Source organism: Pseudomonas sp. GW823-FHT02F05, assembly GCF_058797315.1.
The window spans coordinates 53,146-78,399 of the sequence record NZ_JBXAJM010000004.1; the positions used below are offsets into that span (position 1 = coordinate 53,146).

21 protein-coding genes are annotated in these 25,254 nt (G+C 60.7%); 12 read left to right on the top strand and 9 right to left on the bottom strand.

The window, feature by feature from the left end:
* Positions 1 to 60 precede the first annotated feature (60 nt).
* A complete protein-coding gene (locus AC1RAC_RS06985) occupies positions 61 to 1,017 on the bottom strand; it encodes a glucokinase (protein ID WP_089042387.1) in 957 nt (318 codons plus the stop codon).
* The gene (gene edd / locus AC1RAC_RS06990) at positions 1,014 to 2,840 is read right to left on the bottom strand and encodes a phosphogluconate dehydratase (protein WP_014719752.1); all 1,827 of its coding nucleotides are present in this window, start codon (positions 2,838 to 2,840) and stop codon (positions 1,014 to 1,016) included. Before edd ends, AC1RAC_RS06985 begins: the two co-directional genes overlap by 4 nt.
* Positions 2,841 to 3,061: 221 nt before the next feature.
* Between edd and gap the strand changes: the two genes are divergently transcribed.
* The 7 genes from gap to AC1RAC_RS07025 all read left to right on the top strand — a co-directional run bounded on the left by gap (position 3,062) and on the right by AC1RAC_RS07025 (position 12,121).
* The gene (gene gap / locus AC1RAC_RS06995) at positions 3,062 to 4,063 is read left to right on the top strand and encodes a type I glyceraldehyde-3-phosphate dehydrogenase (protein ID WP_003193921.1); all 1,002 of its coding nucleotides are present in this window, start codon (positions 3,062 to 3,064) and stop codon (positions 4,061 to 4,063) included.
* A 221-nt stretch (positions 4,064 to 4,284) separates the two neighbouring features.
* Positions 4,285 to 4,803, top strand: coding sequence for an RNA polymerase sigma factor (locus AC1RAC_RS07000; protein WP_072447169.1), 519 nt, complete (start codon positions 4,285 to 4,287; stop codon positions 4,801 to 4,803).
* A gap of 74 nt (positions 4,804 to 4,877) precedes the next feature.
* Positions 4,878 to 5,846, top strand: a complete 969-nt coding sequence (locus tag AC1RAC_RS07005) for a FecR family protein (protein WP_054897660.1) — start codon at positions 4,878 to 4,880, stop codon at positions 5,844 to 5,846.
* Between the two features lie 116 nt (positions 5,847 to 5,962).
* Positions 5,963 to 8,527 (top strand): TonB-dependent receptor, encoded by a 2,565-nt coding sequence (locus AC1RAC_RS07010; protein ID WP_492616457.1) that lies wholly within the window; start codon positions 5,963 to 5,965, stop codon positions 8,525 to 8,527.
* Between the two features lie 137 nt (positions 8,528 to 8,664).
* Positions 8,665 to 9,273 (top strand): biliverdin-producing heme oxygenase, encoded by a 609-nt coding sequence (locus tag AC1RAC_RS07015; protein WP_181123943.1) that lies wholly within the window; start codon positions 8,665 to 8,667, stop codon positions 9,271 to 9,273.
* Positions 9,274 to 9,442: 169 nt separating this feature from the next.
* The gene (locus tag AC1RAC_RS07020; protein WP_014719757.1) at positions 9,443 to 9,844 is read left to right on the top strand and encodes a YbaN family protein; all 402 of its coding nucleotides are present in this window, start codon (positions 9,443 to 9,445) and stop codon (positions 9,842 to 9,844) included.
* Positions 9,845 to 9,982: 138 nt separating this feature from the next.
* Positions 9,983 to 12,121 (top strand): methyl-accepting chemotaxis protein, encoded by a 2,139-nt coding sequence (locus tag AC1RAC_RS07025; RefSeq protein WP_096144452.1) that lies wholly within the window; start codon positions 9,983 to 9,985, stop codon positions 12,119 to 12,121.
* Positions 12,122 to 12,167: 46 nt separating this feature from the next.
* Here the strand turns inward: AC1RAC_RS07025 and AC1RAC_RS07030 are convergent, their stop codons facing one another.
* Positions 12,168 to 12,731, bottom strand: a complete 564-nt coding sequence (locus AC1RAC_RS07030; RefSeq protein WP_034128618.1) for an NAD(P)H nitroreductase — start codon at positions 12,729 to 12,731, stop codon at positions 12,168 to 12,170.
* Between the two features lie 140 nt (positions 12,732 to 12,871).
* Between AC1RAC_RS07030 and AC1RAC_RS07035 the strand changes: the two genes are divergently transcribed.
* The 3 genes from AC1RAC_RS07035 to AC1RAC_RS07045 are packed head-to-tail and all read left to right on the top strand — an operon-like array spanning position 12,872 to position 16,507.
* Positions 12,872 to 14,311 carry a di-heme oxidoreductase family protein gene (locus tag AC1RAC_RS07035; RefSeq protein WP_492616458.1) on the top strand — a complete coding sequence of 480 codons (1,440 nt, stop codon included), beginning with the start codon at positions 12,872 to 12,874 and terminating at the stop codon, positions 14,309 to 14,311.
* A gap of 31 nt (positions 14,312 to 14,342) precedes the next feature.
* Positions 14,343 to 15,407: an imelysin family protein gene (locus tag AC1RAC_RS07040; protein ID WP_020301348.1), complete on the top strand. Its 1,065-nt coding sequence runs from the start codon at positions 14,343 to 14,345 to the stop codon at positions 15,405 to 15,407.
* A 2-nt stretch (positions 15,408 to 15,409) separates the two neighbouring features.
* Positions 15,410 to 16,507, top strand: a complete 1,098-nt coding sequence (locus AC1RAC_RS07045) for a DUF1513 domain-containing protein (protein ID WP_034128709.1) — start codon at positions 15,410 to 15,412, stop codon at positions 16,505 to 16,507.
* A gap of 201 nt (positions 16,508 to 16,708) precedes the next feature.
* Here the strand turns inward: AC1RAC_RS07045 and AC1RAC_RS07050 are convergent, their stop codons facing one another.
* The 5 genes from AC1RAC_RS07050 to colR all read right to left on the bottom strand — a co-directional run bounded on the left by AC1RAC_RS07050 (position 16,709) and on the right by colR (position 20,479).
* Positions 16,709 to 16,936: a hypothetical protein gene (locus AC1RAC_RS07050; protein WP_003193932.1), complete on the bottom strand. Its 228-nt coding sequence runs from the start codon at positions 16,934 to 16,936 to the stop codon at positions 16,709 to 16,711.
* Complete coding sequence (locus AC1RAC_RS07055) at positions 16,933 to 17,652, bottom strand: lipopolysaccharide kinase InaA family protein (RefSeq protein ID WP_014719763.1); 720 nt, start codon at positions 17,650 to 17,652, stop codon at positions 16,933 to 16,935. The genes AC1RAC_RS07050 and AC1RAC_RS07055 overlap by 4 nt, the downstream gene beginning before the upstream one ends.
* Before the next feature lie 4 nt (positions 17,653 to 17,656).
* Positions 17,657 to 18,337 carry a class I SAM-dependent methyltransferase gene (locus AC1RAC_RS07060; protein ID WP_054897665.1) on the bottom strand — a complete coding sequence of 227 codons (681 nt, stop codon included), beginning with the start codon at positions 18,335 to 18,337 and terminating at the stop codon, positions 17,657 to 17,659.
* A gap of 188 nt (positions 18,338 to 18,525) precedes the next feature.
* Positions 18,526 to 19,806, bottom strand: a complete 1,281-nt coding sequence (locus AC1RAC_RS07065; protein ID WP_054897666.1) for a sensor histidine kinase — start codon at positions 19,804 to 19,806, stop codon at positions 18,526 to 18,528.
* A complete protein-coding gene (gene colR / locus AC1RAC_RS07070; protein ID WP_003208587.1) occupies positions 19,796 to 20,479 on the bottom strand; it encodes a two-component system response regulator ColR in 684 nt (227 codons plus the stop codon). Before colR ends, AC1RAC_RS07065 begins: the two co-directional genes overlap by 11 nt.
* Positions 20,480 to 20,680: 201 nt before the next feature.
* Here colR and AC1RAC_RS07075 point away from each other — a divergent pair, with 201 nt between their 5' ends.
* Both AC1RAC_RS07075 and AC1RAC_RS07080 read left to right on the top strand, forming a co-directional pair.
* Positions 20,681 to 22,630: an LTA synthase family protein gene (locus AC1RAC_RS07075; protein ID WP_492616459.1), complete on the top strand. Its 1,950-nt coding sequence runs from the start codon at positions 20,681 to 20,683 to the stop codon at positions 22,628 to 22,630.
* Between the two features lie 50 nt (positions 22,631 to 22,680).
* Positions 22,681 to 23,394 carry a phosphatase PAP2 family protein gene (locus AC1RAC_RS07080; RefSeq protein WP_054897668.1) on the top strand — a complete coding sequence of 238 codons (714 nt, stop codon included), beginning with the start codon at positions 22,681 to 22,683 and terminating at the stop codon, positions 23,392 to 23,394.
* Between the two features lie 174 nt (positions 23,395 to 23,568).
* Here the strand turns inward: AC1RAC_RS07080 and groL are convergent, their stop codons facing one another.
* Positions 23,569 to 25,215, bottom strand: coding sequence for a chaperonin GroEL (groL, locus tag AC1RAC_RS07085; protein WP_034128624.1), 1,647 nt, complete (start codon positions 25,213 to 25,215; stop codon positions 23,569 to 23,571).
* Between the last annotated feature and the right edge of the window lie 39 nt (positions 25,216 to 25,254).

Sequence of the window (25,254 nt, forward strand, 5' to 3'; positions counted from 1 at the left end):
ACACTTGGAATGCATTCCAGACTGTGGGAGCTGGCTTGCCTGCGATGGCGCCATTATGACCTATGCAAAAGCTTGCTCAAGCGCCACACCAGCCCCAGTCAACCCGGAATACGGCGCTGTCACCAGCCACACCGGAATACCTTTGAAGTAGTCGCTCATGCAGCCTTTGTCGCGAAAACTCTGGGCAAAGCCACTGTTGATAAAGAAGTCGGCAAACCTCGGTATCACCCCACCCACGATGTACACGCCACCGCGCCCACCGGTGGTCAAGACGTTATTGCCCGCCACTCGGCCCAGCCAGATGCTGAACTGGTCCAATACTTCCATGGCCACCGGATCGCCGGCCAGGCCCGCCGCCGTGATGGCTTCGGGGGTGTCGAGCACCGGCTCGTGCCCATCCACCGCACAAATCGCCCGGTACAGCCGTGGCAGGCCGCCACCGCTCAACGCGGTTTCGGCGCTGACATGCCCGATCTCGCTGTAGATGTGTTGCCACAGCTGGGTTTCCCGTGGGCTGCTCAGGGGCAGGTCGACATGCCCACCCTCCCCCGGCAATGCTGCCCAACGGCCTGCGCCGAGGTCCAGCAAGGTGCCGACGCCGAGACCCGTACCTGGGCCGATCACCACGGCCGGGCGCAAGGGCTCCGGCGTGCCTTTGCAGACCACGCGGAATTCGTCGGGCTTGAGTCGGGTCATGCCCAGGGCCATGGCCGAGAAGTCGTTGACCAGCAACAGTTCATCCACCTGCAGGGCCTGGCAAAACGCGGTTTTGCTCAGGCGCCAGTGGTTGTTGGTGAACTTGAATTCATCGCCGCTCACCGGCCCGGCCACCGACAGGCACACCGCACCGATGTCCCCGATTTGCAGGCCTTCTTCTTTGAGATAGACCTTGATCGCCTCTTCAGGGCTGCCGTGATCCGCCGTGGCATGCACGCGGATCGAATGCAGTTCCTGATCCCGCCATAACGCAAAACGGGCGTTAGTCCCCCCGATGTCACCGACCAGCGCAAGCTTCACTTAAGCGTCTCCAAGGCAGAGGTAAAGGCGCTGGCGCCCTGCTCTGCGGAGCTTGCGGCCAAGCGCATGAATGCAAACAACTCGCGACCGGCCCCCACGTTATTGCCCAACAGGCCCGTGGCAGGCGTGCGCGCTGCAAATACTTCGGCGTCCACCTTAAGCTCCAGGGTGCCGGTAACGCCATCCACACGGATGATATCGCCATCCTGGACCCGCGCCAGCGGCCCGCCGCTCTGGGCTTCGGGGTTGACGTGGATCGCGGCTGGGATCTTACCCGACGCGCCGGACATTCGCCCATCTGTCACCAGCGCCACTTTGAAACCACGGTCCTGCAACACGCCCAGGAACGGGGTCATCTTGTGCAGTTCCGGCATGCCGTTGGAGCGCGGCCCCTGGAAGCGCATCACCGCGACGAAGTCTTTTTCCAACAGGCCGGCCTTGAAGGCATCGGCCAGGTCCTGCTGGTCCTGGAACACCACCGCGGGCGCTTCGACAACCTGATGCTCCGGCGCTACCGCCGAAACCTTCATCACGCCACGGCCAAGGTTGCCTTCCATCACGCGCAAGCCGCCTTCCGGCGAGAACGCACGGGCCACCGGGCGCAGGATGGTTTCGTCGAGGCTTTCGATCGGGCCGTCGCGCCAGACCAGTTCGCCATCCACCAGGAAAGGTTCCTGGATATAGCGGCTCAGGCCCTTGCCGGCCACGGTGTTGACGTCTTCGTGGAGCAGGCCGGCTTCCAGCAGTTCGCGGATCAGGAACGACATACCGCCCGCCGCCTGGAAGTGGTTGATGTCAGCCTTGCCATTTGGATACACGTGGGACAGGGTCGGCACCACCTCGGAGAGGTCGGCCATGTCCTGCCAGGTCAGGATGATGCCTGCCGACATGGCAATGGCCGGCATGTGCAGGGTGTGGTTGGTGGAGCCGCCAGTGGCGTTGAGCGCAACGATGGAGTTGACGATGGACTTCTCGTCGACAATCTCGCCAATCGGCGTGAAGTTGCCATTGGCCTTGGTCAAACGCGTGACCTGGTGCGCAGCTTCACGGGTCAACGCATCCCGCAGCGGCGTGTACGGGTTGACGAACGAAGCGCCGGGCAAGTGCAGGCCCATGACTTCCATCAGCAACTGGTTGGTGTTGGCGGTGCCGTAGAAGGTGCAGGTACCAGGGCTGTGGTAGGACTTCATCTCCGATTCCAGCAGTTCTTCGCGGCTGGCCTTGCCTTCGGCATAGCGCTGGCGCACATCGGCCTTCTGCTTGTTGGAGATACCCGACGGCATCGGCCCGCCCGGCACGAAGATCATCGGCAGGTGGCCGTAGCGCAGCGCGCCCATCATCAGGCCAGGGACGATCTTGTCGCAGATGCCCAGCATCAGCGCGGCGTCGAACATGTTGTGGGACAGCGCTACCGCCGTGGACATGGCAATGACTTCACGGCTGAGCAGGCTCAGCTCCATGCCTGGCTCGCCCTGGGTCACGCCGTCGCACATGGCGGGGGTCCCGCCGGCGAACTGACCGACCGAGCCGACTTCGCGCAGAGCCTTTTTGATTTGTTCGGGGAAATGCTCGTAGGGCTGATGCGCCGAGAGCATGTCGTTATAAGAAGAAACAATTGCCACGTTGGCGGCATTCATCATGCGCAGGCTGTTTTTGTCTTCGGTGCCGCAACCGGCCACGCCGTGGGCGAAGTTGGCGCATTGCAGCTTGCCGCGCATCGGACCGTCGCTGGCTGCGCCGCGAATGAGCGCAAGGTAAGCCTCGCGGGTGGCGCGGCTGCGGGCGATAAGCCGTTCGGTGACCTCAAGAACGCGGGGATGCATGTATAGAACTCCAGGCTAACGGATGTGGCGACCTGAGTGTCTATGCTGATCAAACGCCCACGGCTCATGGGATGGCAGGGGGTCGTTTGGATCATCGGACCAGTTGATTCAGGTCACTCGTTGTAGATTGAACAAAATATTGCCACTAAAAAGGCTTGTTTTCTATTTTTATGCGAATAATCTTGTAATTCTTACAACAAATCGACGACAGGCACCTTCCAATGACTCTTCGTATCGCAATCAATGGTTTTGGCCGTATCGGCCGTAATGTCCTGCGCGCACTGTATACCCAAGGCTATCGCCAGGATCTGCAGATCGTCGCCATCAACGATTTGGGCGACAGCTCGATCAATGCTCACCTGCTCAAGTACGACACCGTACACGGCACTTTCGACGCAGAGGTTGCCCACGATCAGGAAAGCCTGACCGTCAATGGTGACCGGATTGCCGTGAGTGCCATTCGCAACCCCGCCGACCTGCCGTGGGCTGCGCACAAGATTGACGTGGTGTTCGAATGCACCGGTCTGTTCACCGACCGTGACAAGGCTGCCGCCCATATTAGCGCCGGCGCGCGCAAGGTGATCATTTCGGCCCCGGCCAAAGGCGCGGATGCCACTGTGGTTTATGGCGTAAACCATGACATCTTGCGTCAATCCCACCAGATCATTTCCAACGCATCGTGCACCACCAACTGCCTGGCGCCGGTGGCCCAGGTGCTGCACCGCGAGCTGGGTATCGAAAGCGGCCTGATGACCACCATTCACGCCTACACCAACGACCAGAACCTTACCGACGTGTACCACACCGACCCGTACCGCGCGCGCTCGGCCACCCAGAACATGATCCCGAGCAAGACCGGCGCCGCTGAAGCGGTGGGCCTGGTGCTGCCAGAACTGGCAGGCAAGCTGACCGGCATGGCGGTGCGTGTACCGGTGATCAACGTGTCGCTGGTGGACCTCACCGTGCAGTTGAAGAAAGAAGCCACGGCCGATGAAGTCAACGCCCTGCTCAAACACGCCAGCCAGCATTCGAAGATCCTCGGCTACAACACCCTGCCGCTGGTTTCCAGCGACTTCAACCATAACCCGCTGTCGTCGATCTTCGACGCCAATCACACCAAGGTCAGTGGCAAATTGCTCAAAGTATTGGCGTGGTATGACAACGAGTGGGGCTTCTCCAACCGTATGCTGGATAACTGCCTGGCGTTGTGCAACGCCGAGTAACTCCACAAGATCGACCAGATCGTTCCCACGCTCTGCGTGGGAATGCCACCCTGGACGCTCCGCGTCCTGCTCTTAAAGTTGTGACGCGGAGCGTCACAGGATGTGTTCCCACGCAGAGCATGGGAACGAGCGGCACAATCTCCAAGGCATCTCAAAGTGCCACTTGCCATTTCAGTTGATGATAAGCATTATCATTAACTGCAAATCGGTCTGGTATCACTGTGAGCCAATCTCGCTTCAACCACGTCTTCCTCACCCAACGGGTGATCCTGCTACGAACTCTGCAACGCATGGTGCATAACCACAGCACTGCCGAGGACCTGTTGCAGGAAACCTACCTGCGCGTGACTCGGGCCCTCAGCGAGCGGCCAATCGACCACCTTGAACCCTTTGTCTACCAGACGGCGCGCAACCTGGCGCTGGATCACTTGCGTTCGCGCAGGATTCAGGCGCGTACCCTGCAGGAGGATGTCCCGCTGGATGTCCTGCAAAGCGTCGCCGCGCCGGCCAGCACGCCGGAGGAAGCTACCCAGGCCGAGCAGCTACTGGAGCAACTGAGTGTCAGCCTCGGCCAGTTGAGCGCCCGCCAGCAGCGGATTTTCATCCTCAGCCGTCTGCACGGTTGCAGCTATCAGGAAATTGCCGATCAGTTGGGTGTGTCCTTGAGCACGGTGCAAAAGGAACTCAAATTGATCATGGCTATCTGTGTGGGTGTGGCCGAACGGCTGGATCAGCCTTAAGCTTCACCCGACAGAGGTGTCGATCCAAGCTGTAGGAAAAATGAATAGAACGTGGCGAAGACCCGAGGAACACCGTGACGGACCCGAATAAACTGCGCCCCCATGCGTTGGCTCATGAGGTGTTGCAAGACGCGGCCATGGACCAAGCCCTCGATTGGCTGATCGCCTTGCAGTGCCCGCAACCTGGGCAGCAGGCCGCGTTCGACGCTTGGCTGGCCCAGGACCCGGCGCATGTCCACGCCTTCAGCAAGGCCCAGGCCGCCTGGGGTGACGCGCCGGTACACAGCGCCGCCGTGGCCCTCGCCGCACCGCGCAAGCCCAGCGGCTGGCGCCGGATCAGACCGCACTGGAAACCCCTGGCCACCGCCGCCGTGTTACTGGTCGGCCTGTTCAGTTTCAGCAACCTGCCGGTGCGTTTGCAGGCCGACCATCTGACGGTGGTCGGCGAGCGCCAGCGCCTGCAACTGGACGATGGCTCCAAGGTACTGTTGAACACCAACTCGGCATTTTCCAGCACCATCAACCACCACCAGCGCATTGCCCGCCTGTACCAGGGCGAAGCGTTCTTTGAAATAGCGCCCACCCGTGGCCTGCCCCTGGAAATAGACGCCGGCCCGGTGCGCGCCAGCGTGCGTGACACCGCCTTTGCCGTGCGCTACCTCAATGGCGAAGCCCAGGTCCAGGTGCAGCGCGGCGATGTCGACCTGAGCAACACTTTCGACGATGCCCGCGTGCGCCTGAGCGCCGGTGAAAGCATTCGCATCGGCCCCAAGGGTTTCGGCCAACCGGCCAAGCTCGATCCCAGCAAGGACCTGGCCTGGGTGCAGGGCCGGCTAGTGTTCGAAAACTGCCCGATGAGCGAAGTGCTGGCTGAGCTGCGCCGCTATTACCCAGGCTGGATCGTCAACAACAACGAGCAGTTGGCCAGCGTCGCCGTCACCGGCAACTACCGCCTCGACCAGCCCCTGGACGTGGTGCGCTCCCTGGCCCACATCACCTCGGCCAAGCTGTCGGAGTACCCGGCGCTGGTGATCCTGAACTAAATGAGAATTATTTTTACTCGATGTTAACCGGCGATACGTCTCGTTATAGCCAATGCAACTGATTCCTATTTGGTTCGGTTCGCAACTATAAGATTCGTATTCCCGGAGCGCTCTCGATGTCCTCTCGTTTCAACCGCCGGTCTGCTTCGCCCGTTTTGTCCTTGCTGACCGCCGCGATCCTGCTGGCTGGTGCGCCCGTCATGAGCGCCACCGCCGCGGAACCTGCCGCTCGCAGCCACGCCAATTACACGTTCAGCATCGAACAGCAGCCATTGGTGTCGGCACTCAACGCTTTCACCGCAGTGACCGGCTGGCAAGTGGGCCTGCCGGCCGAACTGGGCCAGGGCGTATCGTCCCCTGGCGTGCGCGGCCCGCTGCCAGCGGAAAAAGCCCTGGACCGGCTGTTGGTGGGGACCAACCTGAGCTATCGCAAACTGGGCACCAACAACATCGTGCTGGAAAAACGTAGCGCCGGCAGCGCCCTCGCCCTGCAACAGGTGACCATCAGCGCCACTCGCAATGAACAGGATGTGAACAGCGTACCGAGCACCGTCAGCGTGCACGACCGCGCAGAACTGGACCGCCAGAACGTCAACAACATCCGTGAACTGGTGCGCTACGAACCCGGCGTCTCCGTCGGCGGCGCCGGTACGCGCTCGGGTAACGCGGGCTACAACATTCGTGGCATCGACGGCGACCGCGTCCTCACCCAGGTGGATGGCGTTGAAGTGCCGGACAATTTCTTCAACGGCCCTTACGCCAAGACGCGCCGCAATTACGTCGACCCGGAAATCGTCAAGCGCGTGGAGATCTTGCGCGGCCCGGCCTCGGCCCTGTACGGCAGCAGCGCCATCGGCGGCGCGGTGAGTTATTTCACCCTCGACCCGGATGACATCATCAAGCCAGGCCAGGACGTCGGTGCCCGCCTGAAGACCGGCTACAGCTCCGCCGACGAGAGCTGGCTGACCTCCGGCACCTTCGCCGGGCGTGTGCAAGACTTCGACGGTTTGCTGCACCTGAGCCAGCGCAATGGCCATGAAACCGAATCCTACGATGGCAACAACGCCACCGGCCTGGCCCGTACCGGCGCCAACCCGGAAGATGCGCGCACCACCAACGTGCTGGCCAAGCTGGGCTGGAACTATGGCGATGACAACCGCCTGGGCCTGACCTACGAGAAGTTCAAGGATGACCGCGACGTCAATCTGAAAAACGCAGTGGGCGGCCCGTTCATCGGTGGCCGGGGCATGAACCTGTACCGCGACCGTCGGGGTAACGACACCATTACCCGCGAGCGCTTCGGCCTGGAAAACACCTTCGCCCTGGAGTCGCCGATTGCCGACCGCATCAAGACCAGCCTCAACTACCAGATCGCCAAGACCGACCAGACCACCGCCGAAATCTACCAGGCCGGCCGTCGCGTCCTGCGTACCCGCGACACCCTTTACGAAGAGAAGCAGTGGGTCTTCGACGCGCAACTGGACAAGGCCTTCAGCCTCGGCGAAACCGACCACCAGGTTACCTACGGCACCACCCTCAAGCAGCAGAAAGTCACCGGTTCACGCGAAGGCTCGGCCTCGTGCCTGGCCATTGGTGCCGGCTGCACCGCCATCGGCGCGCCAAGCCCGCAAGCGAGCGACAGCGTGAAGAAGGCCAGCGACTTCCCCGACCCGACCATCAACACCTACTCGCTGTTCGCCCAGGACCAGATCACCTGGGACAAATGGACCTTCCTGCCCGCCGTGCGTTATGACTACACCCGGCTCAAGCCCAAGCTGACCCAGGAATTCCTCAACACCGTCAACCCGACCGGCGCCTATGCCGTCGATGGCAAAGACAAGACCTGGAACCGCGTAACACCCAAGTTCGGCCTCACCTATGCCCTGACCGACAACTACACCTGGTTCGGTCAATACGCCGAGGGCTTCCGTACGCCGTCTGCCAAAGCGCTGTACGGTCGCTTCGAAAACCTCAACCTGGGCTACACCGTCGAACCCAACCCCGACCTCAAGCCAGAAACCAGCAAAGGCATCGAAACCGGGATTCGCGGCAAATTCGACGAAGGCTCCTTCGATATTGCGGTGTACTACAACAAGTACCGTGACTTTATCGACGAAGACAACGCCGTGGTCGGCGGCACTGTGGAGCAATTCAAGGCGGTCAACATCAAGCGCGCCACCGTCAAGGGCGTGGAAGCCAAGGGCCGCCTGAACCTGGATACCTTCGGCGCGCCGAAGGGCCTGTATACCCAAGGCTCGGTTGCCTACACCTACGGTCGCAACGACGACAATGGCGAGCCGTTGAACAGCGTCAACCCGCTCAAGGGCGTGTTTGGCCTGGGCTACGACCAGGACAACTACGGTGGCCTGGTGAGCTGGACCTTGGTGAAAAAACAGGACCGCGTCGACAGCACCACCTTTCACGCGCCCGACGGCGGCACCGACGGCCCGTTCAAGACCCCGGGCTTCGGCATCCTCGACCTGACCGCATACTACAAAGTGAGCAAAGACGTGACCGTCAACGGTGGCCTCTACAACCTCACCGACAAGAAGTACTGGAACTGGGATGACGTGCGCAGCTACGACAGCGTCGGCGAAGCCGGTGTGACCGGCCCGGCCAACCTCGACCGCCTGACCCAGCCCGGTCGCAACTTTGCGATCAACGTGATCTGGGACATCTGACCCTTCCGCCTCACCTCGCCGCCATTGCATCCGCGGCGAGGTGAGGATTTTTTACTGTGCCGCGTCTTCTTGTTCGTCTAGTTGATAACAGCTCTTTTCAGGGCACCCAGGCGCTTCTCTTCTCAAGGACTTTTTTCATGACCGCTTCTTCCACCGCAGAACGTCCAAGCCTGCGCTCCCAACGCCTGAACCAGATCACCAACGAGCCGCACACCAAGCTCGACGCATTGGTGAAGGCTCACGCGCCGTTCGAAACCCAAGCCAACTTCGCCCGCTTCGTAGTGGCCCAGTACCTGTTCCAATCGGAACTGGTGGCCTTGTACAACGATGCCGAACTGAACCAGATCATCCCTGACCTGGCCGCCCGCTGCCGCGCCGAAGCCGCCAAGCTCGACCTGGCAGACCTGGACACCGAAACCCCGGCCCCGGTTGCCGGCGCGGTGAACAACCCCAGCAAAGCCGAAGCTTTGGGCTGGCTGTTCGTCTCCGAAGGCTCCAAGCTGGGCGCTGCGTTCCTGATCAAGCGCGCCGTGGGCCTGGGCCTGAGCGAAACCTTCGGTGCCCGCCACCTGGGCGAGCCGGCCGGTGGTCGCGCCGAGGGCTGGAAAAGCTTCACCCGCACCCTCGACGGCCTGGCATTCAGTGCCGAAGAAGAAGCTGCCGTGGAAAAAGGTGCGATTGATGCGTTTGTGCGCTTCACCGTGTTGCTGGAACAGGCGTACGCTAGCGCACCAGAACTGGCGTAAGTGTTCTGGTAGACAGCGGTTCAATGTGGGAGCTGGCTTGCCTGCGATGGCGGTGGGTCAGCGCCAGATGTTTAACCTGATACACCGCAATCGCAGGCAAGCCAGCTCCCACACTTGGGTGCATTTCATGGCTGATAATGTGTAAACCTTCCCACCAGAAAACTGCAGCATGACCGGCAAACCCCAATCCTCCTCCAAAATCGCCCAAGTCCTCTTTGGCCTGCTGGCCTACGTCAGCCTGGGGATCGGCTTGGTGGCGATTGTGATACCGGGGTTGCCCACCACCGAATTCATCTTGCTCGCCGCCTGGGCCGCCACCAAAAGCTCGCCGCGCCTCAGCGCCTGGCTGGAAAACCACCGCCTGTTCGGGCCGATCCTGTCCAACTGGCGCAATGGCAAGATCATCGCCCGCCGCGCCAAGGTCAGCGCCACCGTGAGCATGTTGCTGTGCGCCGTGCTGATGCTGGTGATGCTCGATCACGGCTGGCCGGTGTACCTGGCGATTGCCGGGATGAGCCTGGGCAACCTGTGGATCTGGTCCCGCCCCGAGCAGCTCGCACGCCCCGTATAACGGCCGGTGTAGGCATTTTCCTACCGCTCATCGCCTATTGCTCATGAATTGATTTGTGACGCCGATGTTTCAGGTACGGCGCCGAATGGACTTGGCTCTTCTGCGTGCATTCCAACAAGTCCATTCGTGAGTGAACCTATGTTCGACACCCTCTCCATCCGCTTGAAAATCGTGTTGCTGTCCGGCCTGTGTCTGTTGGGTGTGATTGCACTGGTGGTCGGCATCAATATCTACAACACCAACCAGAACGATCGGCTGGTCAGTGATTCAAGCTCACGAATGCTCACCGCCAGCGTGGAGCAGTTGCTGCAATCCAAAGCGGCCGAACAGGCCGGCCACTTGCAGCAGACCTTCGGCGAAAACCTGCTGGTGGTCACAGCCCTGGCCGACCAGATCAAAGACCTGCGTCAGTTGGGCACTCAGCGTTCCCTTGAAGCCGGAGCCCTGCGTGAAGAGCTCAACCGCAGCGTCAAAACCGCGTTCGAGCGCAACACCAAAGTGCTGGGCATCTGGTTGTCGTTCGAACCCAACGGACTGGATGGCAAGGACAGCGAATTCATCGACGACAAGGCACGCGTCTCCAATGAAAAAGGCCGGTTTTCCAGCTACTGGAGTCGTGCTGGCGGCGAAGGCCAGAACACCATCATGGTCGAAGATGACCTGACCAAGACCACCCTCAACCTCAGCGGCACGCCCTACAACATCTGGTACACCTGCCCACGAGACACGCGCAGTACGTGCCTGCTGGACCCGTACGAAGACACGGTGGCCGGCAAACCGGTACTGATGACCACCATTTCCCTGCCGCTGATCGTCGACGGCAAAGTCATCGGTGTGGTCGGCGTGGACATCGCCCTCACCGCCCTGCAAGCGACCACCGATGCTGCGCAGAAAGACCTGTTCAACGGTGCCGCCCACCTGGAGATTCTGTCCAGCACCGGCCTGATCGCCGCCTACAGCGGTGAACCAGCCAAAGTCGGCAAGAACCTGATCGACAGCATCGGCGCCGAAGGCAAAGAGATCGTGCAACTACTGGCCAATGACCGGCCTGTTATCCGTGAACAGGACGACACCATTCGTGCCGTGTACCCGCTCAAGCCGATTGCCGGTGCCAAATCCTGGGGCGTGGTGATCAAGCTGCCCAAAGCGGTGATGCTGGCCGACAACGAAAAACTGCAAGCCGTACTCGACGAGGCCCAGGCAACGGGCACGCTCAAAGCCCTGCTGGTGGCCGCCGCCGCTGGCCTGCTGGGCTTGCTGTTGATCTGGCTGACCGCTACTGGCGTGACCCGCCCTATCAATAGCGTGGCCGCCATGCTCAAGGACATCGCCAGCGGTGACGGCGACCTCACCCAACGCCTGGCCTATGCCAAGAAAGACGAACTGGGCGAGCTGGTGAACTGGTTCAACCGCTTCCTCGACAAACTGCAGCCGACCATTGCGCAGATCAAGCAAAGCATCACCGAAGCTCGTGGGACGGCCGATCAGTCGTCCGCCATTGCGCGCCAGACCAGCGAAGGCATGCAGGTGCAGTTCCGTGAAATCGACCAGGTCGCCACCGCGTCGAACGAAATGAGCGCCACCGCCCACGACGTGGCCAACAGCGCCTCCAATGCCGCCAGCGCGGCACGCGGTGCCGACCAGTCGGCCCGCGAAGGCATGTCGATCATCGAGCAGAGCACCCGCGATATCACCACCCTGGCCGACGAAGTCAGCAAAGCCGTGGGCGAAGTCGAAGCCCTGGCGGTCAACAGCGAGCAAATCGGTTCAGTGCTGGAGGTGATCCGCAGCATTGCCGAACAGACCAACCTGCTGGCGTTGAATGCGGCGATTGAAGCGGCACGCGCCGGGGAAAGCGGACGTGGTTTTGCGGTGGTGGCCGACGAGGTGCGCAACCTGGCCAAACGCACCCAGGACTCGGTGGAAGAAATCCGCCTGGTGATCGAGCGTATCCAGAGCGGCACCCGTGGCGTAGTGGCGACCATGCACTCCAGCCAGCACCAGGCGCAGAGCAATGCCGGGCAGATCCATCAAGCCGTGCAAGCCCTGGGCAAGATCAGCGACGCGGTCACCGTGATCAGCGACATGAACCTGCAAATCGCCAGCGCGGCCGAACAGCAGAGCGCGGTGGCCGAAGAGGTCAACCGCAACGTCTCGGCGATTCGCACCGTGACTGAAACCCTGACCGGCCAGGCTACCGAGTCGGCGGCGATCAGTAGCCAGCTCAATGCGCTGGCCAGCCAGCAGATGAAGTTGATGGATCAGTTCAGGGTCTGACTCGGTTCTGAAACATTGCCCCCTGTAGGAGCAGAATGGTGGTGAATTACCGGCCGGGCCAGGCCTGGACGAACGGCGTCAGGTCTTCCTTCGGCGCCGTACGCGGTGGGTTCTGCGGCGTGCCCAGGTAGAGAAAGCCAATCACTTCTTCATTCGCCGCCAACCCCAGGCCTTTAGCGACATGGGCTGAGTAGGACAATTCGCCGGTACGCCACACCGCACCAATACCCTGGGCATACGCCGCCAGCAGAATGCCGTGGGCCGCACAGGCGGCGGCCAGCAACTGCTCGGACTTGGGCACTTTGAAATGCTCTTGCACACGTGCAATCACCACCACCACCAGCGGCGCACGCAGCGGGCCGTTCTGAGCCTTGTCGATGGCGGCTTGCGGTGCGTCGGCGTCTTGCAGACGAGCGGCTTCGGCCAACAGCGTGCCCATCTGTTCACGGGCGCAGCCTTCCACGGTGAGGAAACGCCACGGGCGCAGTTGACCGTGATCGGGCGCGCGCATGGCGGCGGCGAACAGCAGGTCGCGCTGCTCCTGGGTCGGTGCCGGGTCGAGCAAACGGGGCACGGATACACGGTTGAGCAAAGCGTCGAGAGCCTGCATTGGCCACCTCCATAAAAAAATGTGCAGCCATTCTAGCGGGAAAGAATCGGGATGCCACCAAACGATAATTGCTCTTATTCAATCTGCCCTGCCCTGTTAGACTTTGCGCCTTAATTTTCTGCCCTCGTCCAGGAATCTCGATGTTCCGTGCGCTTTTGTACCTGCCTGCAGCGTTGATGGCTTTAAGCCTGACTGCTTGCGATGACGCCCCTCGCTTCACGAAAGCAGAGCCGGGTGAATCGCGGGCCGGTGGCGCGGCGACGGTAAACAAGCGCGACCAGAACGCCTTTTCCCTGCCCTCGGCCAACCTGGCGCCGACGCGGCGCCTGGACTTCAGCGTCGGCAACAGTTTCTTTCGCAACCCGTGGGTGATTGCGCCGTCCACCACCACGGCGCGCGATGGCCTGGGCCCACTGTTCAATACCAACGCCTGCCAGAACTGCCATATCAAGGATGGCCGTGGCCACCCGCCGCTGCCCGACGCGCCCAATGCCGTATCGATGCTGGTGCGCCTGTCCATCCATCCCTCTATTACAGAGCAGCCCGCCTACGCCAAGCTCATCGAACAGATCGGCGTGGTACCCGAGCCGGTCTACGGCGGGCAACTCCAGGACATGGCGGTGCCTGGCGTTGCGCCGGAAGGCAAGGTGCGGGTCGACTACACACCGGTCAACGTCAGGTTCAAGGACGGCACGCTCGTTGAATTACGCAAGCCCGACCTGCAGATCACCCAACTCGGCTACGGCCCGATGCACCCCGACACACGCTTCTCGGCGCGTATCGCCCCGCCGATGATCGGCCTGGGCCTGCTCGAAGCGATCAGCGATGCCGATATCCTGCGCAACACCGACCCCAAGACCGCCGACAAAGAGGCCATCCTGGGCCGCGCCAATTGGGTCTGGGATGACACTCAGGCCAAAACTGTCCTCGGGCGTTTTGGCTGGAAAGCCGGGCAGCCCAACCTCAATCAACAAAACGTTCACGCGTTTTCTGGTGATATGGGCCTCACCACGTCCCTGAGACCCTTCGATGACTGCACCGACGCCCAAGTGGCCTGCAAACAGGCGCCCAACGGCAATGGCCCGCAGGGTGAACCGGAAGTCAGCGATAACATTCTGCGCCTGGTGCTGTTCTACACCCGCAACCTCGCGGTGCCCGCACGTCGGGACGTTGATACGCCGCAAGTGCTGGCCGGCAAGAACCTGTTCTACCAGGCCGGTTGCCAAGGCTGTCACAAGCCCAGCTTCACCACCGCCGCCAATGCCGCCGAACCTGAACTGGCCAACCAGTTGATCCGCCCTTACAGCGACCTGCTGCTGCACGATATGGGCGAAGGCCTGGCCGACAACCGTAGCGAATTCAAAGCCACCGGCCGCGACTGGCGCACCCCGCCGCTGTGGGGTATCGGCCTGACGCAAACCGTGAGTGGTCACACCCAGTTCCTGCATGACGGCCGCGCCCGCAACCTGCTTGAAGCCGTGCTGTGGCATGGCGGTGAAGCTCAAGCGGCGCAGCAACATGTGTTGTCGTTCAATGCCGAGCAGCGTGCCGCGTTGCTGGCGTTCCTGAATTCTTTATAAGCTTTGCCCCACTTACAGAAGGGAGCTCGACATGTTTCGTCCCAAGTTGTTGTTCACCAGCCTCGCCGCCCTGGCCTTGGGCGCTTGCTCGCCCCAAGACCCGCAAGCAGTGACCTCGGCAGCCATCGCCAAACAAGTGATCCTGCCAACCTATAGCCGCTGGGTTGAGGCCGACCGTCAACTGGCCGTCAGCGCCCTGGCCTACTGCCAAGGCAAGGAAAGCCTGGACACCGCCCGCGCCGACTTCCTGCACGCGCAAAAAGCCTGGGCCGAGTTGCAACCGCTGCTGATCGGCCCGCTGGCCGAAGGCAACCGGGCGTGGCAGGTGCAGTTCTGGCCAGACAAGAAGAACCTGGTCGGCCGCCAGGTCGAGCAACTGGTCAGTGCACAGCCGCAGATCGACGCCGCGGCCCTGGCGAAATCCAGCGTGGTGGTGCAGGGCCTGTCGGCCTACGAATACATCCTCTACGACGCCAAGCCCGACGTCGCCGACGAGGCCCAGAAAGCCCGCTATTGCCCGTTGCTGATGGCTATCGGCGAGCGCCAGAAAGTCCTGGCCGAAGAGATCCTGGCCAGTTGGAACAGCACCGACGGTATGCTCGCGCAAATGACCAAGTTTCCGAACCAGCGCTACGCTGATTCCCACGAAGCCATCGCCGATCTGCTGCGCGTGCAAGTGACCGCCCTGGACACCCTGAAGAAAAAACTCGGCACCCCAATGGGCCGCCAGACCAAGGGCATCCCGCAACCGTTCCAGGCCGATGCCTGGCGCAGCCAGTCGTCCCTGCAGAGCCTGGAAGCCAGCCTCGCCGCGGCTCAGACCGTGTGGGTAGGCGTCGATAACAAAGGCCTGCGTGGCCTGCTGCCGGCGGACCAGAAGCCACTGGCCGAGAAAATCGACGCCGCCTACGCAGCGTCGCTGAAACTGTTCGCCAGCAACCAGCGCACCCTCAACGAACTGTTGAACGACGACGCCGGGCGCCAGCAACTCAACGACATCTACGACAGCCTCAACGTAGTCCACCGCCTGCATGAAGGTGAACTGGCCAAGGCGCTGGGCGTCCAACTGGGCTTCAACGCCAACGACGGTGACTGATGATGCTCAGGCGACAGGCTTTGGCGGTGGGCAGCGTGCTGCTCAGCGCTATCACCTTGGGTGGCTGGACGCTGTTCAAGCACAAAGACAAAGGCCCGCTGCTGCTGTCGGCCCGCGATGATGCCGACGGCAAGCACTACGCTGTCGGCTATCGCCTGGACGGCAAGCCGGTATTTGCCACTCAGGTCAGCCAGCGCTGCCATGACATCATCAACCACCCGACGTTGCCGATTGCGTTGTTCGTCGCCCGTCGCCCAGGCACCGAGAGCTACCTGATCGACCTGCGCGATGGCAGGCTGCTGCAAACCATCACCTCGAACGCCAACCGCCATTTCTATGGCCATGCGGTGATCCACAAGAGCGGTGACTGGCTGTACGCCACCGAGAACGACACCTCCGACCCTGGCCGCGGCCTGTTGGGTGTGTATAAGTTCGAAGGTGAGCGGCTGGTGCACAGCGGCGAGATATCCACTCACGGCATCGGCCCGCATCAAGTCTCGTGGATGCCCGACGGCGAGACGCTGATCGTGGCCAACGGTGGCATTCGCACCGAAGCCGAAAGCCGGGTAGAAATGAACCTCAACGCCATGGAGCCGAGCCTGGTGCTGATGCGCCGTGACGGCAGCCTGATCAGCAAGGAAACCCTGGCCCAGCAGATGAACAGCGTGCGGCACATGGGCATCGCCAGCGATGGCACCATCCTCACCGGGCAACAGTTCATGGGCCCGTCCCAGGAGCGTTCCGAGTTGCTGGCGATCAAGCGACCGGGGCAGCCGTTCGTGGCGTTCCCGGTGGCTGACGAACAGTTGCAGGCGATGGGGCATTACACCGCCAGCGTGGCGGTGCACAGCGAACTGCGCCTAGTGGCGTTGACGGCACCTCGTGGCAATCGCTTTTTTATCTGGGACATGGACACCGCCGAACTGCGCCTGGATGGGCCCTTGCCTGACTGTGCGGGGGTGGGTGCGGTGGCGGATGGATTTGTGGTGACATCCGGTCAGGGCCGTTGCCGCTTCTATGATTGCCGCCAGGAAAAGTTACTGGCAACACCACTGGAGTTACCGGCGGGGTTCTGGGATAACCACCTGCACCTGGTCTAAAGACCGACGACATCAAAATGGCTGATCGTTCCCACGCTCTGCGTGGGAATGCAACCCGTGACGCTCTGCGTCACTGGCGCTAACGGACGAGACGCAGAGCGTCTCAAGAGGCATTCCCACGCAGAGCGTGGGAATGATCATGCCTGGCGCACCATAAAAAAAGGGCCTCGCATGGCAAGGCCCTTTTCGGGGTCAATCGTTTCAACTTTGCGGCCTCATCGCTTGAGACATGCCGAACATGAATAACAGCAATTCATGGTCGGGCTTGGCCGCCACACTCGTCTTGGCAATGCGTGGCAGCAGGCATTGCCCGCCACCGTCTACCGCACTCAACACTTGTGTACGAGGTTGTTCCCATACCGCCAGGGCCAGGGCTGCAACACCCAATGCCCCGACCAGAAACAAACCTCGTGCTATTTCTAGCTTCATCTGGTTAAACCCTTGATAGCGCTGCCAAACGCCGTCTCGTAAAAGTAGCTGAGTTTTTTCCAGTCGGTATCATTCCACGACGAATGGCGACGCAATTGCAGCATGTCGTGGGACGCGGCCCGATAAGCGGTCAGGCGCTGGCGGCATTTCTCAAAGTCCAGCAGGGCCACTTCCACAGTCGCCGCATCAGGCTCACCGGTCACCCGCACGAAAATGTGCTTGATATACAGGCAACCGTGTTGCCAGCGGCCTTTGTGCATACGGGCCAAGGTGCCGGCCAACTCTTGCAGCAGGCGCTCGTGGACCGCCTCGCCATACTGTTCGCGGCCACCGGCGGCGTACCAGTTTTCAATCTCGTCGAAACCGTCCAGAGACGCGGTGACCAACAGGGCTTTCCATTGGTGCTCCGGGTCGCGACGTGCTTCGCAAAACACCAGTTCCGGCACACGCACATCCAGCAAACGCAGGCCTTTGAGGGCATCGCGTTCACGCAGCACGGTCGGACGCCCAAAGGGGTGCAGCCAGCTGCGGTAAATGTGGCCGGTCTGGCGCTTGCAATAGAGCAAACGGCCATTAGGGCTCATCACCCGTTGCACGCCACTTTCGCCACCACGTCGGCGGTTGGGTTCTTCAACCCACTCACCCTGTTGACGCCAGAAAAAATCAAATCGTTCTTCGGGAGCTACATGACTGCCTACTACGCACTCAACTGCCATCCTGTTACCTCTTGCGCAATACATACACTCGCCACATGGCGTAGAGCGGTATGAAGTCCAGGGATTCCTGAACACGGAAACCGGCCTGCTCGAATTCTGCCTCGACAGTAGCAGCCGGTAACACAAACCGGTTTTGGTAACCTTCTTGCTCACCTTTTTTGCGACGACGCACTTCGCTGCGCTTGCGCTTCCAGGCCTTGAAATTACCGTCTACCCACAGCGAAATAATCACGCTGTCGCGGGTAACACGTTGAAACTCGCGCAATATTGTCAATCTGTGCTCTGGATCACCGATGTGGTGCATCAAGCGCATGCAGAAAATACTGTCGACGGAGTTATCTGGCAAATCGATATCAAAGGCAGACGTCTGCAAAGGGCGTACCCGTTTCACCACATCTGCCGGTTGGGCAGCGGTGGCGATCTTCAACATCGACGCCGAATTGTCAGCTCCGATAATCACACGGTTGGGTTTTTCGGCCAGCAACGGCCAGAAACGTCCAGCGCCACACGGCAGGTCCAACACCAGCCCCGGCTCGCCGGCCATGGCCAGCGCACCGCGCGCCAACTGCTCGTCGCGCTTGTGGGACAACCGGCGAGCCAGATTGTCCTGATGCTTGAGCAAATATTTCTGGGCGTGTTGATCGTCGTACTTATCAGAAAATTCCAGCTTGATCGGGGAAGGCATCTTACGTCTCCAGTAACTGATGCCTACGACCTTAAGCAGCGAACTGTGATCAACAGGTCAACTCGTTGTGAAAATCTTGTCCTGTCCAATTGCATACATTTCAAGACTTTACAGAAACATTCAGTAGCACCGGGCCATCTTCGCCGAAAAGCACGCAGTCTGCATCAGCAAAACGACAGACTGAATGGTCAGGTTTTGACTGGGTTGAGCTCCACATGAAAACGGCAGCCATTAGGCTCCATGGTGCTCAGGCTCACGCTCCAACCCTGGCTTTCGCAGATCCGCTGCACCAGTGACAAGCCGAGGCCAAGGCCCTCGCCACGCTTCTCGCTACCGCGCACGAACGGCTCGAACATCGCTTCGCGCTTCTCTTCGGGGATGCCGACACCGGAGTCCTCCACCGTGAAACCACTGGGCTCCAGGGTCAGGCGGATAAACCCGTGCTCGGTGTAATGCAGTGCGTTGCGCAGCAGGTTGCCCATCACCGCATGCAAGAAGGTGGTGTTGTAGCAGGTGTCCAGGGGGTTGCCTGGCAGGTAGATCAACGTCAGGCCTTTTTTCTCGATGGGCTCGCGCCAGATACCGAGCAGGTCCTCGGCCACCTGGGTGAGGTTGCCTTGGGGCGAACTGGCGGCGTCGTCGTGTTTGGCGCGGGCCAGCATCAGGAAGGTTTGCACCAGTTCGCGCATTTCTTCACAGGCACGGGCAATTCGTTCTACCTGATTGCGACCGCGCTGATCGATGGCCGGGTTTTCGCGCAACAGTTCGCAGGAGCTGGCCAGGACCATCAAGGGCGTGCGCAACTCATGGCTCACATCGCTGGTAAACAATTGCTCACGTGACAGCGCCTGGCGTAAACGACCCAAGGTGGCGTCGAACGCCACCGCCAGTTCGCCCACTTCATCGGCGGCGTAATCCGGCGCCAGGGGCGGTGCCAGGCCCAACAGTTGGTCACGATGACGGACCTGACGGGCCAGGCGTACCACCGGCGCCATCACCTTGCGGGCCAGCACCCAGCCGAGGAACGCCGCCAGCGCCAGGCTGAGTACGAACCCCACCAGCACCACCGCAAACAGCACGCGCTCACGCTCTTCGAAATCGCTCTGGTCTTGCAGCAATACATAACGCCGGCCGTCGACCACTTCGACCATGGCGTGGTACGACAGCGCCTCGCGAAACACCTCATGGAACCCCGGGTCCAGATGGCGCAGATCCTTGGGCAGTTCAAAATCGCCACGCCCGCCGCTGAAATAGAACAGCTGGTCCGGTTCTGGCCGGTGGCTCCAGTCTTCAACGCTGTCCATCAGCAACAGGCGCTGCAGGTCACCCCCCAGGCCAGCCGAGATCAACTTCTCCTCCACCAGGTGCACCGTCGCGATGATGCCGATGGCGAAGGCCCCCGCCACCAACGCACTCATCAAGGCGAAGGCGATGATGATGCGCTGGGCAAGGCTTTGCTTAAACTCCATCACGACCCTCGGCCAGGCGATAACCCACACCGTGCACCGTTTGCAGTAGCGGTTTGGCGAAGGGCTTGTCGATCACTTGACGCAATTGATGAACGTGGCTGCGCAGGCTGTCGCTGTCCGGGCAGTCGTCGCCCCACAGGGCTTCTTCGAGAATTTCCCGGCGCAGAACGTGCGGGCTTTTTTGCATCAGCACGGCGAGCAGTTTCAGGCCCACGGGGTTGAGCTTGAGCAAGCGCCCTTCGCGGGTGACTTCCAGCGTATCGAGGTCGTAGTTCAGGTCACCCACTTGCAGGGCACGACGCCCGCCACCCTGGGCACGGCGCAACACCGCTTCGATACGCGCAGCCAGTTCCGACAAGGCGAAGGGTTTGAGCAGGTAGTCATCGGCGCCAGACTTGAAGCCCTGCAGCCGGTCGTCCAGTTGATCGCGAGCGGTAAGCATGATCACCGGCGTGTCGCGGCGCGCGTCTTCGCGCAGGCGTTTGCACAGGGTGTAGCCATCGATGCCGGGCAACATGATGTCGAGCACGATCAGGTCGTAATGCTCGGTGGCTGCCAGGTGCAGGCCCGACAAACCGTCCTGCGCACAGTCCACTGTGTAGCCTTTGAGCCCCAGGTAATCGGCCAGGTTGGCGAGGATATCGCGGTTGTCTTCAACCAATAGAATTCGCATGGGCAGTGTCTCCGTACGCGGTAACGGCCGTGTTGGCTCGCGCAGCTTAAGGCCAAGCGGGGCTCAGGGATAGAGCGCAGAGCCCCGCCGATAAAGCTTTTCAACTGTTTTTAGAGCCAAACAAGTTTTTCACTATAGCTTCACAAACTGACTACAGCCTCAGGAAGAAGATCGCCCCCCATTGATCTAAGGAACATAGACATGGTTTTTTTCAAAACCGCGCCAATGCGTTATTTGCTGTTGATCACCGGTGCCTGGTTAGTGGTTTTCCTGCTCACCCGCAGTGTGCTGCTCATCACTCACCTGGATGAAGTCGGCGGCAACCTGCTGCCGGTGTTTGGCGTAGGTGTGCTCTACGACCTGGCCTTCCTCGCCTATGCAGCCTTGCCGCTTGGCCTGTATTTGCTGCTCTGCCCACCCGCCCTGTGGCGCCGCCGTGGCCATCGCTGGTTCCTGCAAGCGGTGCTGACCGTCAGCCTGTTCGCCATGCTGTTCACCTCGGTAGCCGAATGGTTGTTCTGGGATGAGTTTGGCGTGCGCTTCAATTTTATCGCCGTCGATTACCTGGTGTACTCCGATGAGGTACTGAACAACCTGCTGGAGTCTTATCCGATCGGCAAGCTGCTGAGCCTGCTGGCAATGCTGGCGTTGATTCTGAGCGTGGCTCTGCGCAAACCCTTCAATGCCGCGATGGCAGCGCCATTGCCTGCACTGCGTGGCCGTGTGATCAACGCCCTGGGCCTGCTGGTGCTCGCCGGCCTCAGCCTGCAACTGGTCAGCCAGGACAGCCCGCGCACCCAAGGCGGCAACGCGTACAACAACGAATTGGCCAGCAATGGCCCCTATCAGTTCTTCGCCGCGTTCCGTAACAACGAACTGGACTACACCCAGTTTTACAAAAGCCTGCCGACCGACGTCGTCGCCAAGCAGTTGCGCGCCGAACTGAGTGAACCCAACGCCCGCTTTATCGACCAGGACCCGCTGGATATTCGCCGAGCCATCACCAACCCCGGCACACTGCGCAAGCCCAACATCGTACTGGTGACCATCGAGAGCTTCAGCGCCAAGTACATGGGCAGTAATGGCGATGCGCGCAACCTCACGCCCAATCTGGATGCGTTGCGCCAACAGAGCCTGTACTTCAATAACTTCTACGCCACCGGTACGCGCACCGACCGCGGCCTGGAAGCCATTACCCTGGCAATCCCGCCGACGCCGGGCCGTTCGATCGTCAAGCGCATCGGCCGCGAAAGCGGGTTCGCCAGCCTGGGGCAACAGCTCTCGGCCATTGGCTATGACAGCGTGTTTGTCTATGGCGGGCGCGGTTACTTCGACAATATGAACGCGTTCTTCAGCGGCAACGGCTATCGGGTGGTGGACCAGAGCAGCGTGCCAGAGTCGGAGATCTCGTTCAAAAACGCCTGGGGCATGGCCGACGAAGACCTGTTCAAACAGACCTTGAAACTGGCCGACGCCGACTACGCCAAGCAACAGCCGTTCTTGCTGCAACTGATGACCACCTCCAACCACCGTCCTTATACCTACCCGGACGGGCGCATCGACATCAAATCCGGCAAGGGCCGCGACGGCGCGGTGAAATACACCGACTACGCCATCGGCCAGTTCCTTGAGGCAGCGCGCCAGAAGCCGTGGTTCGATAACACGATCTTCGTGTTCGTCGCCGACCACACCGCCGGCAGCGCGGGCAAGGAAGACTTGCCTATCACCAACTACCAGATCCCGCTGTTTATCTACGCGCCCAAGCTGATCGACGCACGGGAATCCGCCCAACTGTCCAGCCAGATCGACCTGGCGCCAACCTTGTTGGGCCTGCTCAACCTGAGCTACGAATCGACATTCTTTGGCCGCAACCTGCTGCAAGACAACCCATTACCTCCACGGGTGGTGGTGGGCAATTACCAGCACCTGGGTCTGTTTGATGGCAAGGACCTGGCAATCCTCAGCCCGCGCCAAGGCTTGCGTCGCCACGACCAGGCCCTGGGCGAGAGCCAGGAGCTGCGCGTCGGTAGCGATGACCCCTTGATTCAACGGGCGATCACCTACTACCAGGCCGCCAGTTACGACTACAAACAGCAACTGCTGAGCTGGAAAGCGCCCAAGGAAGAGGCACCAGTCTTAAGCAAACGCTAATCAAAAAGCCCCGCGCAGGTGAGCGCGGGGCTTTTTTACCAAGGTTCGAGATGAAATCCCCCTCCTCTTTACCGGTTTCCAAACCGCTTGATTTTTGGCTGTGCCTGGGCCTGCCTGCCAGCGCTGCAGTGGCCTTGCTGTTGCTGGAGCTGACGTCACTGGACATGGACCTGGCCAGGCTTTTCTACAGTGCAGAGGCTGGCGGCTTCATTGGCCGCTATAGCTTCTTCCTTGAAGACATCCTGCATGACCGTGCCAAGCAACTGGTGATCCTGTTTTCGGTGCTGGCGATTCTGGGCCTGGTCGGCAGCTTCATGCTGCAGCGACTCAAGCCGTACCGCCGTGAACTGGTGTGCCTGGTGCTGTCGCTGGGAATGGCGACGGCGTTCGTGTCGCCATTGAAAACCATCACCGCCGTGCAATGCCCCTGGAGCCTCAAGGAGTTCGGCGGCCAGGAAACCTACAGTGAACTGCTCAGCCCGCGCCCACCTACCGATAAACCCGGCCGTTGCTGGCCCGGCGGACATGCCGCCACCGGGTTCGCCTTGTTCGCCTGGTTCTTTGCCTTGCGGGATCGACGGCCGCGGCTGGCCCGATATGCGTTCATCTTTGCCGTCAGCCTGGGCAGCGTGTTTTCAGTCAGCCGTATGCTGCAAGGGGCGCATTTCTTTTCCCACAATGTGTGGACAGCGATCTTTTGCTGGCTGATCTGCCTCGGGCTGTATTGCTTGTTGCTGTACCGGCCTAATCGCATTCTCCTGTAGGAGCGAGCTTGCTCGCGAAAAACGCACAGGCGCCGCGTTTACTCAGCAAGCACGCTTTACCGTTGACGTTTTTCGCGAGCAAGCTCGCTCCTACAGAGGAAGGCAAGCCGTGCATAAAAAAGCCCCGCCTGCATCACTGCAGGCGGGGCTTTTTAAAGCGCCGGGTAGGCTGGCTTACATCATGCCGCCCATGCCACCCATGCCGCCCATGTCTGGCATACCGCCGCCAGCCGAGCCTTCTTTCTTCGGTGCTTCAGCGATCGCAGCTTCGGTGGTCAGGATCAGACCGCCGATGGAGGATGCTGCTTGCAGCGCGGAACGAGTCACCTTGGTTGGATCCAGGATGCCCATTTCGATCATGTCGCCGTACACGCCAGTCGCAGCGTTGTAACCGTAGTTACCTTTGCCGTTCTTGACTTCGTTGACCACAACGCTTGGCTCATCGCCAGAGTTGGCAGCGATCTGGCGCAGCGGTGCTTCAACGGCACGGCGCAGTACAGCGATACCAACGTTCTGGTCAGCGTTGTCGCCGGTCAGGTCAGTCAGGGCTTCCAGAGCACGGATCAGCGCAACGCCACCGCCAGGTACCACGCCTTCTTCAACGGCTGCACGGGTTGCGTGCAGGGCGTCTTCAACGCGGGCCTTCTTCTCTTTCATTTCAACTTCGGAGCCAGCGCCAACCTTGATCACTGCAACACCGCCAGACAGCTTGGCCAGGCGCTCTTGCAGTTTTTCACGGTCGTAGTCCGAGGAAGTCTCGGCAACCTGGGCACGGATCTGAGCGATACGGGACTCGATGTCGCCTTCAACGCCAGCACCGTCAACGATGATGGTGTTTTCCTTGGAGAGGGTCACGCGCTTGGCACTACCCAGGTTTTCCAGGGTGGCGCTTTCCAGGCTCAGGCCGATCTCTTCGGAGATAACGGTACCGCCGGTCAGAACGGCGATGTCCTGCAGCATGGCCTTGCGACGGTCGCCGAAGCCTGGAGCCTTGACGGCTGCAACCTTGACGATGCCACGCATGTTGTTCACAACCAGAGTCGCCAGGGCTTCGCCTTCAACGTCTTCAGCCACGATCAGCAGTGGGCGGCCGGCTTTGGCAACGGCTTCCAGCACTGGCAGCATTTCGCGGATGTTGGAGATCTTTTTGTCGACCAGCAGGATCAGCGGGCTGTCCAGTTCGGCAACCATGGTGTCCGGCTTGTTGACGAAGTACGGGGACAGGTAGCCACGGTCGAACTGCATGCCTTCTACAACCGACAGTTCGTTTTCCAGGCCCGAGCCTTCTTCAACGGTGATCACGCCTTCTTTACCGACTTTTTCCATGGCTTCGGCAATGATGTCGCCGATGGAGCTGTCGGAGTTGGCAGAGATGGTGCCTACCTGAGCGATGGCCTTGGTGTCGGCGCATGGCTTGGACAGGTTCTTCAGCTCTTTGACGATGGCGATGGTCGCCTTGTCGATGCCGCGCTTGAGGTCCATCGGGTTCATGCCGGCAGCAACGGCCTTCAGGCCTTCGTTGACGATCGACTGAGCCAGTACGGTTGCGGTGGTAGTACCGTCACCTGCGTCATCGTTGGCACGGGAGGCAACGTCTTTGACCAGCTGCGCGCCCATGTTTTCGAAACGGTCTTCCAGTTCGATCTCTTTGGCTACGGAAACGCCGTCCTTGGTGATGGTCGGAGCGCCGAAGCTCTTCTCGATGATCACGTTACGGCCTTTCGGGCCCAGGGTCGCTTTTACTGCGTCAGCCAGCACGTTGACGCCAGTGAGCATTTTCTTGCGGGCGGAGTCGCCGAATTTAACTTCTTTAGCAGCCATGATCGATATTCCTTAAATACTTTGTAGTAACGGGAAAAT